At 63.8% G+C, this 13,389-nt stretch carries 6 protein-coding genes; 5 read left to right on the top strand and 1 reads right to left on the bottom strand.

Features of this window, described 5'->3' with window-relative positions; all coding sequences use genetic code 11:
* Positions 1 to 7: 7 nt before the first annotated feature.
* Positions 8 to 1,969 (bottom strand): 4-alpha-glucanotransferase, encoded by a 1,962-nt coding sequence (gene malQ, locus IVB12_RS04205; RefSeq protein WP_247295943.1) that lies wholly within the window; start codon positions 1,967 to 1,969, stop codon positions 8 to 10.
* 204 nt (positions 1,970 to 2,173) lie between these two features.
* On the opposite strand from malQ, the gene IVB12_RS04200 reads away from it, so the two are divergent.
* The 5 genes from IVB12_RS04200 to treZ are packed head-to-tail and all read left to right on the top strand — an operon-like array spanning position 2,174 to position 13,389.
* Positions 2,174 to 4,120, top strand: coding sequence for a maltotransferase domain-containing protein (locus IVB12_RS04200; RefSeq protein ID WP_247295942.1), 1,947 nt, complete (start codon positions 2,174 to 2,176; stop codon positions 4,118 to 4,120).
* Positions 4,121 to 4,131: 11 nt separating this feature from the next.
* The gene (gene treS, locus IVB12_RS04195; RefSeq protein ID WP_247295938.1) at positions 4,132 to 7,425 is read left to right on the top strand and encodes a maltose alpha-D-glucosyltransferase; all 3,294 of its coding nucleotides are present in this window, start codon (positions 4,132 to 4,134) and stop codon (positions 7,423 to 7,425) included.
* Positions 7,418 to 9,556, top strand: coding sequence for a 1,4-alpha-glucan branching protein GlgB (glgB, locus tag IVB12_RS04190; RefSeq protein ID WP_247295936.1), 2,139 nt, complete (start codon positions 7,418 to 7,420; stop codon positions 9,554 to 9,556). Before treS ends, glgB begins: the two co-directional genes overlap by 8 nt.
* Positions 9,557 to 9,559: 3 nt before the next feature.
* Positions 9,560 to 11,638: a glycogen debranching protein GlgX gene (glgX, locus tag IVB12_RS04185; RefSeq protein ID WP_247295934.1), complete on the top strand. Its 2,079-nt coding sequence runs from the start codon at positions 9,560 to 9,562 to the stop codon at positions 11,636 to 11,638.
* Positions 11,635 to 13,389, top strand: coding sequence for a malto-oligosyltrehalose trehalohydrolase (gene treZ / locus IVB12_RS04180; RefSeq protein ID WP_247295932.1), 1,755 nt, complete (start codon positions 11,635 to 11,637; stop codon positions 13,387 to 13,389). The genes glgX and treZ overlap by 4 nt, the downstream gene beginning before the upstream one ends.

The following is a 13,389-nucleotide window of genomic DNA, read 5'->3' as shown; positions in this document are numbered from 1 at the left end:
CAGGATTTCAGCTTCCGCCGTTCAATGAACGTTCCCGCGTCGCGGCCTTCAAAGCCGCGAGATCGATCTTGGACGCGATCTTGTCGAGCGTAACAGGGAGCCGCTGGCGCCAGTTCGGATGCTCGTCGATCGTGCCGGGAATGTTCGGCTGGTCGATCACGCCGAGCAGATCCTCCAGCGACACCGCGAGCAGCCGCGACGGCGTGCGCGACAGGAAGGCGAGCACCGAATAGAGGTCGTTGGCATTGATGCCGTTCTGGCGCAAAATCTCGTCGAGCCTGCCGAGCGCATCCCAGCGCGCCTGATCGTTCTCGCCGGGATCGATACCGAGCGAGCGCTTCATCCTGAGATCGCCGAACGAGCGCCAACCGGCATAGGTCGACAGGTCATGGGTGTTCAGCGTGACCAGTGCGTTGGGCCGGTAGTGGTCGACGTTGCGGAAATGGCCGGTATCATCGCGCTCGAACATCATGACGAGGTAGGACCAGATGCCGAAATCCTGCATCATCTCGCGGAAGCCTTCCGGCACGGTGCCGAGGTCCTCGCCGATCACGATGCATTTGTGGGCCGCGCTCTCGCACGCCACCGCCGCCAGCAGCGCCTCGAACGGCATCTGCACATAGGCGCCGTTGTCGGGCTTGAAGCCGCGCGGCACCAGATAAAGCCGCTTCAAACCGAGCACGTGATCGAGCCTGATGGCCCCAGCATGGCGCATCGAGGCGGCGAGCATGTCGGCGAACGGCACGAAGGATTGAGCTTCCAGGCCCCCTGCGTTGAAGCCGGCAAGACCCCAGTCCTGGCCGACGGTATTGAGCACGTCGGGCGGCGCGCCGACGGCGAGATGGCGGGAAATCGCCATCTGCTCGTTCCAGGCATCGAAGCCGTTGGATTGCACGCCGACAGCAACGTCGAGATAGAGTCCGACCCGCATGCCGAGCTGGGTCGCCAGCTCCTTGGCCGCGTGCAACTGGCTGTCAGCCGTCCATTGCACGAATTCGACGAACTCGACGTCGCGCTTGTCGGCCCCATTGCGCAGCTCGGCGCATTGCGCATCATCAGGCTTTTGCCATTCCACCGGCCATTCCCACCATGGCGCGGTGAAGCGATGACGCAGCACCTCGAAGCAGGCAAAGCGGGATAACAGCGGTGCGCGGGCGGCGCGGAAAGCCTCGAACTGCTTGCGGCGCGCTTCGCTCGCGCTCGTCACGAAACTGTTGTAGACAGCGCGCAAGCCCAGCCATTTCAACGCCGCCATGTCCGTATAGGGCACACGGTCGCCTTCGCGCAGCCGCGCTGCAGTCGCGGCGGCATCCGGCACGAGGTCGGCCGAGAATTCCGGGATCGCCTCGACGTCGATATAGAGCGGATTGAGAAACAGCCGACTGTTCGGCGAATAGGGGCTGCAATCGGCCGGGTGGTCGTCGAACAGCACATGCAGCGGATTGAGCCCGATACCGTCGGCTCCCAATTGTTTGGCGAGTCGGACGAGATCGGCCAGGTCGGTAAAATCGCCGATGCCCCAATTGCGGCTGGAGCGGACGCTATAGAGCTGCACGGCAAGCAGCCAACCACGGTCGAAATCGCCGCCGAACGCGCGCTCGGGCGCCACGATCATCGGCACCTCTTCCGTCACGCCTTCCGCGTCGGTCAGAGTCAAACGATGATAGCCGAGCGGCAGGCCGGCAGGCCAGGCGATCACGGGCTCACGCGTCTCGCCTTGCCCGATCATTTTGCCATTTGCCGTCAATTTCCATTGCAATGGTGGCGCACCGACAGCCGCCAATTCCGTTCGCGGATGCCCCAAGGCGCGCACCACGACCGGCCCGCCGACAAAGCGGTAAAGCCGCTTTTCCGGCAGGGCGTCGAGGATCGATTTGAGGGCCATGGGGTCGGTGACCCGCAGCTTTCCCAAGGCATCAACGAATTCAGATTGAACGCCCTTGATTCGGGCTTGAGCTAAAAGATCCATTCGGCACGCAGCTTGCAGGCCACCCACTTGCCGGGGGCATCGATTTTAAGAGGCAGCGGAAGACGTTAGTCGGGCTTAACTCACAAACTGCGCCTGCCGTTCCCAGCGGGAACTAATGACACACAAGCGGCTTTCTATATAGGTCTCAAGCGTAGGTTCCCGACAAGGGAAACGGGCCCCTGCTTTCTTGTCAATGGCATCACCGTGAACAAGACAATTCAAACTGTCGAAAGTGCTGCAGCCGGCAGCGCTTTCCTCATCGAAGACGTCTATCCCTTGATTGATGGCGGCCGCTTTGCCGTGAAGCGGATCGCGGGCGACCGGGTCGAGGTCTGGGCCGACATCTATCGTGACGGTGACGCCGTGATCGGCGCCGCGCTGCTGTGGCGCCGCGAGCAGGACCGCGAATGGCAGCGTGAGCCGATGACCCATCACGGTAATGACCGCTGGTCGGGCGCCTTCGTCCCGACCGGGGCCGGGCAATACATCTACGCCATCGAAGCCTGGACCGACGAGTTCGCCACCTGGTCCCACAGCGTCGCGCGCAAGCAACGCTCCGGTGCGGATGTCACCCTCGACGCCATCGAGGGCGCCGGCCTCTTGACCAAGGCGCATGGCGCGGGGCAAGACGCAGCATTGGTCATCCTCAGACAGTGCGAGGATTTTCTTCAGAGCGGCGACGTCGGCCCGCTGCTCGCAACCGAGCTCGGCGAAGCCATGGCCGAGAGCCAGTCGCGGCCCGACCTCACCCGCTCAGCCTCCTTTCCGCTGATCATCGACCGCGATAGGGCACGCTTTGGCGCCTGGTACCAGATGATGCCGCGCAGCCAGAGCCGGATCCCCGGCCGGCATGGCACGCTGAGAGACTGCATCGCCCGCGTGCCCGACATCGCCGCGATGGGGTTCGACGTGCTCTACTTCACGCCAATCCACCCGATCGGCCACACCCGCCGCAAGGGCCGTAACAATGCGCCAGTGGCGGGTGAAGGCGATCCCGGCTCGCCCTATGCGATCGGCACGATGGAAGGCGGACACGATGCGCTGCATCCCGAGCTCGGCACGATCGAGGATTTCCGCGCACTGGTTGCGACCTGCCTGGAGTACGGCCTCGAGCTCGCGCTCGACTTCGCCGTGCAATGCTCCCCGGACCATCCCTGGCTGACGCAGCATCCGGAATGGTTCAAGTGGCGGCCGGATCGCTCGGTGCGGACGGTGGATGGCGCCTATTCGGATATCGTCATCCCCGATTTTAACTCCGTCGACAGGGCTGGGCTGTGGAACGCGTTTCGCGATGCCATGCTGTTCTGGATCGACCATGGTGTGACCATTTTCGCCATCGACAATCACGACACCGCGCCATTTCCGTTCTGGGAGTGGCTGATCCGCGACATCCGCCGCCGACATCCCGAAGTGATCCTGTTCTCCAAGACCTTCGCCCGACCGAAGCTGATGAAGGGGCTCGCCAAGCTCGGCTTCGCGCAGTCCTTCACCTATTTCCCCTGGCGCACCTCGCGGTGGGAGCTGGAGCAATATCTGGGCGAACTGACCCGTTATCCCGAACGCGACTTCTATCGCCCGAACCTGTTCGTCAACACAGCCGACCTGCTGCCCTTTCACCTCCAGAGCGGCGAAGCCTGGGCATTCAAGTCGCGCCTTGCGCTGGCCGCGACGCTGTCGGGCAGTTACGGCATCTACAGCGGCTTCGAGCTGCTTGAGCACACGGCGATCCCCGGCCGTGAAGAATATCTGGATTCCGAGAAATACCAGATCAAGCAGCGCGACTGGGACACGCCCGGCAACATCAAGCCCTACATCACCGCGCTCAATCGCGTCCGCAACGAGAATGCGGCGCTCCAGCAGACGGCCAATTTGCGCTTCCTCGGCATCGAGGACGGCGAAACCATTGCCTTCGTGAAGGAGGCGGCCGAGCCTGCCAACACCGTCGTTGTCGTGATCGCGCTGTCGCGCCATGTGCGCGAATTCTGGCTGCCGCTCGGTGACGTCACTGTTGACGCCAGCGGGCAGCGACATCATGTTGCGGCACTCGAAAACCTCCTCACCGGCGAACGGTCCGGCATCGAATGGGGCGGGGTCAGGTTGCGTATCGATCCCGAGCGCGATCCCGCGCTCCTGTTCCGCGGCCTGGCGTAAGGGTTCACGCCATGAATGTTCTGTCTTCCGTCGACACCAGGAAAGCCGAGGCTGCCGAGATCGTGGATGAGCTCTGGTACAAGGACGCCATCATCTACCAGCTCCACGTCAAGGCCTTTGCCGACAGCAACAATGACGGTATCGGCGACTTCGCCGGCCTGACCGAGAAGCTGCCCTATCTCCAGGAGCTCGGCGTCACCGCGCTGTGGCTGCTGCCGTTCTACCCCTCGCCCGGCCGCGACGACGGCTACGACATCGCCGATTACGGCGCGGTCAACCCCGATTTCGGGACGATGAAGGATTTCAAGCGCTTCATCCAGGAGGCGCAGAAGCGGGGCCTGCGAGTCATCACCGAGCTCGTCGTCAACCACACCTCGGACCAGCACAAATGGTTCAAGCGCGCGCGCCGCAGCCATCCGGGCTCGAGCGCACGCAACTGGTACGTCTGGAGCGACACCGATCAGAAATACCAGGGCACGCGCATCATTTTCACCGACACGGAGAAGTCGAACTGGACGTGGGATCCCGAGGCTGGCGCCTTCTACTGGCACCGCTTCTTCTCGCACCAGCCGGACCTCAATTTCGACAATCCGCGCGTGGTGAGCGCCATCATCCAGGTGATGAAGCGCTGGTTGGATGCCGGCGTCGACGGCTTCCGATTGGACGCCATTCCCTATCTGTGCGAGCGCGAGGGCACCTCGAACGAGAACCTGCCCGAGACGCATGCGATCATCAAGCGCCTGCGTCAGGAGCTCGACGCCTACTCCAAGGGCAAGCTGCTGCTGGCCGAGGCCAATCAATGGCCGGAAGACGTGCAGGAATATTTCGGCCGTGGCGACGAGTGCCACATGGCCTACCACTTCCCGCTGATGCCGCGCATCTACATGGCGATCGCGCAGGAGGACCGTTTCCCGATCACCGACATCCTGCGCCAGACCCCGGACATCCCGGCGAGCTGCCAATGGGCGCTGTTCCTGCGCAATCATGACGAACTCACGCTAGAGATGGTCACCGACGTCGAGCGCGACTATCTCTGGACCACCTACGCCAATGACCCACGCGCGCGCATCAATGTCGGCATTCGCCGACGTCTTGCGCCGCTGATGGACAATGACCGCCGCAAGATCGAGCTGATGAACTCGCTGCTGCTGTCCTTCCCCGGCACGCCGATCATCTATTACGGCGACGAAATCGGGATGGGCGACAACATCTATCTCGGCGACCGCAACGGCGTCCGCACGCCGATGCAGTGGAGTCCGGACCGGAACGGCGGCTTCTCGCGCTGCGATCCGGCCCGTCTCTATGCGCCGCTGATCATGGACCCGGTCTACGGCTATGAGGCGGTGAATGTGGAGGCGCAGTCGCGCAGCCTGTCTTCACTGCTCAGCGCCACCAAGCGGCTGATCTCGGTGCGCAAGTCGACGCTCGCCTTCGGCCGCGGCACCATGACCTTCATCCGCCCCGCCAACCGCGCCGTGCTGGCCTATGTCCGGCAATATCGCGACGAGGTGATCCTCTGCGTCGCCAATTTGTCGCGCGCCGCGCAGGCAACCGAGCTCGATCTGTCGCCCTGGAAGGACCGCATCCCGCAGGAAATGCTCGGCCGCACGCGCTTTCCTCCGATCGGCGAACTGCCCTACATGATCACGCTGGGGCCCTACGGCTTCTACTGGTTCCAGCTTCAGGAGCGCGACAAGTCCGAGCCGGTGACGCCGCGCGCGGTGCCGGAGTTCGAGACGTTGGTGGTGCCGGTGAACTCGAATTGGGTGTCGCTCGCCCGCGAGCGTGGCGTGTTCGAGCGCGACGTGCTGCCGGGATTCCTCTCGCGGACGCGGTGGTATCCCGAGCACAATGCCAAGCACATCAAGACCGCGCTGACCTCGGCGGTGCCGTTCTGCGACATCGGCGACAACCGGCCCTGGATCGCGTTCTTCGAGACCAAGCAAGGAGACGTGGCGACACGCTACGTGCTGCCGTTGCAGATCGAGTGGGTGCGTTTCGACCGCGAGCGCTTCAATCCGAAGGCGCTCGCCGCCGTGCGCCAGGGCGCGCGCGAAGGCACGCTGCTCGATGTCGCGACCGACCAGATCTTCATCGGCCTGTTCCTGCGCAATTTGTCGCAGAATCTGGTGGTGGAGGAGAACAATCTGCGACTGGAGTTCAAGGCAACCAGCCGGTTTGCCGATTACATCATCAAGGAGCCCGAACGCATCCGCGCGATCGAACAGTCGAACAGCACTGCGCTGGTCGACAACCAATACGTCGCCAAGATCTATCGGCGGCTCGAAAGCGGCGTCAGTCCCGAGATCGAGATCGGCCATTATCTCACGGAGGTCGCACGCTTTGCCAATACGCCGCCGCTGCTGGGCAGCGTCGAGCTGGTCGAGGGCGAGCAGCGCAGCACACTCGGCGTGCTGCATGCCTATGTTGAGAACCAGGGCGATGGCTGGACGATGACAACGGGCTATCTCGATCGCTATATCGACGAGCAGCGCGTATTGCCAGCGGGCGAAACGCTGCGCGAGACCCAGGAGCAGGCGCCTTATCTGCACTTCGTGGCGCAGATCGGCCGGCGGCTCGGCGAGCTGCATGTCGCTCTGGCCGCGGCAACGCCGGACGATCTCGCTCCGGAGCCGATCGGCCCCGCGTACGTCAAGCGCCTCGTATCCGAGCTTAAGACGCGCGCCGAGCAGGTTTTCGAACGGCTGGCCGAAAGCCGCGACGGCCTGCGGGAGGCGGACCGGCCGCTGATCGATCAGCTCACGGAGGCGCGCGCGACCCTGCCCGACCGACTGAATGCGCTATTGCCTTCCGGGATCGGCGGGTTGAACATCCGTCATCATGGCGACTTCCGCCTGGGACAAACTCTGATCGTGAAGGACGATATCTTCATCATCGACTTCGACGGCGATCCGCGTGTTCCATTGGCCGACAAGCGGCGTAAGGCGCCGGCCGCGCGCGACGTCGCGGGCCTGATCCACTCGATTGATGTTTCGGTTAACACGGCTCTCGGTCGCGCGCTCACGGGCGCCTCCGACGAGCAGGGCCGGCTCACGGCCGCGCTCGACGAATGGCGCGAGCGCGCCACCGCAACCTTCCTGTCCGCCTATCGCGAAGCCATGACCGATCGGCGGCTGTGGCCGGACAATCCGCAATCCGCGCAAGGCCTGTTAAGATTCTTCCTGCTTGATCAAGCGTTCGACGAAGTAGAGTACGAGCTGTCCCACCGGCCTGAGGGGCTCCATGCGCCGCTGACCGGACTGCTTCGCATTCTGTCCAGTGCCGAGGGCGAAGCCCATGCCTAAACTGCCTGCCGAGGCCTACGCGATCATCGAGGGCCGCCACTCCGATCCGTTCCACTATCTCGGGCTGCACCCCGAGGGCGGTAGAAGCGTGGTGCGCGCCTTTCTGCCCGAAGCCTCCAATGTCGAGGTGGTCGGCGAGCATGGCGAAGTCGCCCCGCTCGATCGCGTGCACGATTCCGGCCTGTTCATCGGGGCGCTGCCTAACGCCTCGAAACGTTATCAGCTGCGCGCAAAATTCGGCGGCAACGTCGTCGAGTTCGAGGATGCCTACCGCTTTCCGCCGATCCTGACCGATTTCGACCTTTATCTGCTCGGCGAAGGCACCCACCAGCGCCTCTACGACAAGCTCGGCGCCCATCCGTTGCGGCACGAAGGTGTCGATGGCATCGGCTTCGTGGTGCTGGCGCCGAATGCGCGGCGCGTCTCCGTGGTCGGCGATTTCAATTTCTGGGATGGCCGGCGCCATCCCATGCGGGTCCGCGGCAGCGGCTATTGGGAACTATTCATCCCGCATGCGAAGGTTGGTGATCACTACAAGTTCGAAATCATCGGCCCGCACGGCCATCTGCTTCCGCTGAAGTCCGATCCGCTGGCGTTCGCGAGCGAGGTGCGGCCGAAGACCGCCTCCATCGTGTTCGACGAGGCGCATCTGCCGCGGCCACGGCCGGCGCCCGACGGCATCAACGCGCTGTCGGCGCCGATGTCGATCTACGAGGTCCATCTCGGCTCGTGGCGGCGCAAGAACGGCAACGAATGGCTCACCTATCGCGAATTGGCCGAGCAGCTACCGGCCTACGCGCGCGACATGGGCTTCACCCATCTCGAATTCCTGCCTGTCAGCGAGCATCCCTTCGACGGCTCCTGGGGCTACCAACCGACCGGCCTTTATGCGCCGACCAGCCGCTTCGGCACGCCGGAGGATTTTGCCGCGCTGGTCGATGCTTGCCATCGCGAGGGCGTCGGCGTGCTGCTCGACTGGGTACCCGGCCATTTCCCGGACGATCCGCATGGCCTCGGCAGCTTCGACGGCACCGCGCTCTACGAGCACGCCAACCCGCTCCAGGGTCGCCATCTGGATTGGGGCACGCTGATCTACAATTACGGCCGCACCGAAGTGACGAACTTTCTGGTGTCGAACGCGCTGTTCTGGCTGGAGCGCTACGCGATCGACGGGCTGCGCGTCGATGCGGTGGCATCCATGCTCTATCTCGATTACAGCCGGCCGCCCGGCGCGTGGATTCCGAACCAGTACGGCGGTCGGGAGAACATCGAGGCGATCAACTTCTTGCGCCGCTTCAACACGGAGGTGTTCGCCCGCTTCCCGCAGGCGACCACGGCGGCTGAGGAGTCCACCGCCTGGCCTCAGGTCTCGCGCCCGGTCGAATTCGGCGGGCTCGGCTTCGGCTACAAATGGAACATGGGCTGGATGCACGACACGCTGAGCTACATCAGCAAGGATCCGATCTACCGCAAGCACCATCACGGCGAGATCCTGTTCGGCCTGCACTATGCGTTCTCGGAAAATTTCATCCTGCCGCTGTCTCATGACGAGGTCGTGCACGGCAAACGCTCGATTCTCGGCCGCATGCCCGGTGACGAATGGCAGCGCTTTGCGAACTTGCGCGCCTATTACAGCTTCATGTTCGGCCATCCCGGCAAGAAGCTGTTGTTCATGGGCGCGGAGATCGCGCAGATCCGCGAATGGAACCACGACCACTCGCTCGACTGGCACCTGCTCGAATACAAGTACCATTCCGGCATCCAGGCGCTGATCCGCGATCTCAACCGGCTCTATCGCGCGGTGCCGGCGTTGCATCAGATGGATTGCGACCAGGCCGGCTTCGAATGGTTGATCACCGACGATGCCAACCGCAACGTCTTCGCCTGGCTGCGCAAGGGTTTCGACGAGCAGGCGCGATGCCTGGTGATCGTCAACTTCTCGCCGAACGTCTATCAGAATTACCGCGTTCGCGTGCCTTTTGGCGGCAAGTGGAAGGAAGTGCTCAACTCGGATTCCGCCCATTATGGCGGCAGCAATGTCGGCAACATCGGCGAAGTTCACGCCGAGGGCGGCGAGCTTCGCCTCACGATTCCGCCGCTTGCAGCAATCTTCCTCGTTCCGGAAAGCTGACACATGCGCCTGACTGCTGGATCGCCCGCACGCCTCGGCGCAAGCTGGGACGGACGCGGCACCAATTTCGCGCTGTTCTCTGCCAACGCGCAGAAGGTCGAGCTCTGCCTGTTCGACACACAGGGCCGCCGCGAGCTCGAACGCATCGAATTGCCTGAGAGGACCGAAGACGTCTGGCACGGCTATCTCAACGACGTCTCGCCCGGCCAGCTCTACGGCTACCGCGTGCACGGCCCCTACGAGCCCGAGCACGGCCACCGCTTCAACGCCAACAAGCTGCTGCTTGACCCCTATGCCAAGCGGCTTTCAGGACGGCTGGTCTGGAGCGATGCGCATTTCGCCTACCGCACCGGCTCACCACGCGAGGACCTGTCGTTCGACCGGCGCGACAATGCGCGCGGCATGCCGAAGGCCGTCGTCCTCGACGAGACCTTCAACTGGGGCCGGCGTGAGATCCGGCCCAACATCCCCTGGGAAGACACCATCATCTACGAAGCCCACGTCAAGGGCCTGACGCAGAAGCGCGATGACGTGCCGCCGAACCTGCGCGGCACCTATGGCGGTCTGTCATCGCCGGCGATGATCGAGCATCTGAAGAGGCTCGGCGTCACCACGATCGAGCTCCTGCCGGTGCACAGCTTCGTCGACGACCGCATCCTGGTGGAGAAGAAGCTCGCCAATTACTGGGGCTACAACACGCTGTCCTTCTTCGCGCCCGAGCCGCGCTACGCGCAGGACAACGCGCTCGATTCCTTCCGCACAACGGTCGCGCGGCTGCACGACGCCGGCATCGAGGTGATGCTGGACGTTGTCTATAACCACACCGCCGAGGGCAATCACCTCGGGCCGACGCTGTGCTATCGCGGCATCGACAACGCCTCCTATTACTGGCTGAGCCGCGAGAACCCGCGCTATTACGACGACTTCACCGGCTGCGGCTCCTCGGTGAACCTCACCCATCCGCGCGTGCTCCAGATGGTGATGGATTCGCTTCGTTACTGGGTCGAGGTCTGCCATGTCGACGGCTTCCGTTTCGACCTCGCCACCACGTTGGCGCGCGGCCCGAACGGTTTTGATCGCGGCAGCTCGTTCCTGACCGCGGTCCGGCAGGATCCGGTGCTGGCGACCGTCAAGCTCGTCGCCGAACCGTGGGATCTTGGGCTCGGCGGCTACCAGGTCGGCGCCTTCCCCTCGCAATGGTCGGAATGGAACGATCGCTACCGCAGCGCCATGCGCCGCTACTGGAGCGGCGAAGGCAGCCTGATTGGCGATATCTCCAGCCGTATGACGGCGTCATCCGACCTCTTCAACCATGACGGAAGGCGGCCGCGCGCCAGCATCAACCACATCACCGTGCATGACGGCTTCACGCTCGCCGACCTCTTCAGCTACAACGAGAAGCACAACGAGGCCAACGGCGAGGACAATCGCGACGGCTCCAACGACAACCACAGCAACAATTGCGGCGTCGAGGGCCCCACTGACGACCCCCAGATCCTCGGTCTGCGCCGGCAGCTTCGCAAGAACGTGCTGGCCTGCCTGATGCTGGCGCAAGGCGTTCCGCTGATCCTCGCCGGCGACGAGGTCGGCAATTCTCAAACCGGCAACAACAATGCCTATTGCCAGGATAACGAGATCGGCTGGATCAATTGGGACAATCTCGGCAAAGAGGACGACGACATGATCGATTTCGTCGCCCATCTCGCCGACATCCGCCGCCGGTTCTCGCAACTGCGCAGCCATCGCTGGCTCGATGGCCGCCCGAAGGACGGCATCTCCTACGGTGCGCTGTGGCTGACGCCGGCCGGCGACGAGATGACGGAGAACGATTGGAAATTCCCGGAAGGGCGGTTTCTCTCCTATGTGATGGGACCGATGGAACCGGGCAGCGCCGCGATCTTTATCGTTCTGAACGCCGCTCCTGAAGAGATCGCATTCAAATTGCCCAAAATGACCGAATACAAGAGCTGGCAGCAGATCCTCAACACGACCGAGGCCAGGCTGAACTCGATCGACTTTCTGCCCGGAAGCGACAGCAAGGCGCCGCCGCGATCCGTGCTCGCCTTCGCGGGGGCGCTATGAGGCCATCCTTCGGGGCGAGGCCGACCAAGGACGGCGTGTCGTTCCGGCTGTGGGCGCCCGGTGCGCGCCGTGTCGATCTCCTGCTCGACAGAAGACGCGCGATGCAGCGCCGGCAAGATGGCTGGTACGTGGCCGACATTGCCGGCCTGCGCGCCGGTAGCGATTACAGATTCCGGATCGACGACGAGATCGACGTGCCCGATCCGGCCTCGGCATTCCAGCCCGCGGATGTGTTTGGCCCGAGCGAGGTGATCGATCATGACGCCTTCGCCTGGCGCGCGCGCGATTGGCGCGGCCGCCCTTGGGAAGAGACGGTGCTGATCGAGGCCCATGTCGGCACCTTCACGCCGGAGGGCACTTACCGCGCCATGATCGACAAGCTCGATCATCTCACAGCGACCGGCATCACTGCACTGGAATTGATGCCGCTGGCCGATTTCGCCGGCCGCCGCGGCTGGGGCTATGACGGCGTGCTGTGGTATGCGCCCGATAGCGTTTATGGCCGGCCCGAAGACCTGAAGACGCTGATCGACGAGGCACATCTGCGCGGGCTCATGGTGTTCCTCGACGTCGTCTACAATCATTTCGGTCCCGAGGGGAATTACCTGGGCCGCTATGCGCCGACCTTCTTTACCGAGGCACACACGCCCTGGGGCAGCGCGATCGATTATCGCGTGCCGCAGGTGCGCGCATTCGCGGTCGAGAACGCGCTGTCCTGGCTCAGCGACTACCGCTTCGATGGCCTGCGGCTGGATGCCGCCAACCACATCATGGCGGTACCCGGTGAGCAGTCGATGCTGCAAGACCTCAGCGTCGCCGCCGGCGAGCTCGCCAAGGCCACGGGACGGCACATCCATCTCGTGCTGGAGAACGGTGACAACCGCGCGAGCCTGCTCGATGCCGCCCAGGAGCCGCCGAACGGCAAATACCGCGGGCAGTGGAACGACGACTATCACCACGTCTGGCACGTGATGCTGACCGGCGAGCTCGCCGGTTACTATGCCGACTACCAGACCCCGCGCATGGATCTTGCGCGCGCGCTCGCATCGGGCTTCGTCTACCAGGGCGAGATCTCGGAATTCTGGGGCAAGAAGCCGCGCGGCGAGCCGAGCGGCGAACTGCCGCCGGCGACCTTCGTCAATTTTCTCCAGAACCACGACCAGATCGGTAACCGCCCACTCGGCGACCGGCTCGAGAGCCTGGCAGGATCAAAGCAGATCGAAGCCGCGCTCGCGGTGACGCTTCTCGCACCGATGATCCCGATGCTGTTCATGGGCGAGGAATGGGGCTCGACAGCGCCCTTCCCGTTCTTCTGCGATTTTCGGGGCGGCCTTGCCGATGCCGTCCGCAAGGGGCGCAAGCAGGAATATGCCTGGGCCTACGAGAAATACGGCGACGAGGTACCGGATCCGCTCGATCCGGCCACGCTGCAATCGGCCGTGCTCGACTGGACCGGCCGCACCTCCGAACAGAAGGCACGACTCGCGCTGGTGCGCGAGCTGCTCGCCGTCCGCCGCCAGGAGGTCGTGCCCCGTCTGAAAGGAGCAAGTTTCGGCGATGCCGAGGCAGCGGATACGGGCTTGCTCACCGCGCATTGGCGAATGGGCGACGGCAGGACTTTGCGCTTGGCCGCCAATCTCTCAGACAAGGATGTCGCGTATTCCAACCTCAATTCGGGCACGCCGATCTGGGGCGGCGAGGCCGGCGAGCGGCTTCCGCCCTGGTCGGTGGTCTGGCGCCTCGGAGGTTAG

The sequence above is a fragment of the Bradyrhizobium sp. 179 genome (genome assembly GCF_023073535.1).
Classification (GTDB): Bacteria; Pseudomonadota; Alphaproteobacteria; order Rhizobiales; family Xanthobacteraceae; genus Bradyrhizobium.
Note: the sequence above shows the minus strand (reverse complement) of the source record. Positions and strands in the feature narration are given on the sequence as shown.

Coding starts and splice junctions, on each gene's coding strand:
- malQ (WP_247295943.1), bottom strand. CDS start 1,969: ATGGATCTTTTAGCTCAAGCCCGAATCAAGGGCGTTCAATCTGAATTC.
- treZ (WP_247295932.1), top strand. CDS start 11,635: ATGAGGCCATCCTTCGGGGCGAGGCCGACCAAGGACGGCGTGTCGTTC.
- treS (WP_247295938.1), top strand. CDS start 4,132: ATGAATGTTCTGTCTTCCGTCGACACCAGGAAAGCCGAGGCTGCCGAG.
- glgX (WP_247295934.1), top strand. CDS start 9,560: ATGCGCCTGACTGCTGGATCGCCCGCACGCCTCGGCGCAAGCTGGGAC.
- glgB (WP_247295936.1), top strand. CDS start 7,418: ATGCCTAAACTGCCTGCCGAGGCCTACGCGATCATCGAGGGCCGCCAC.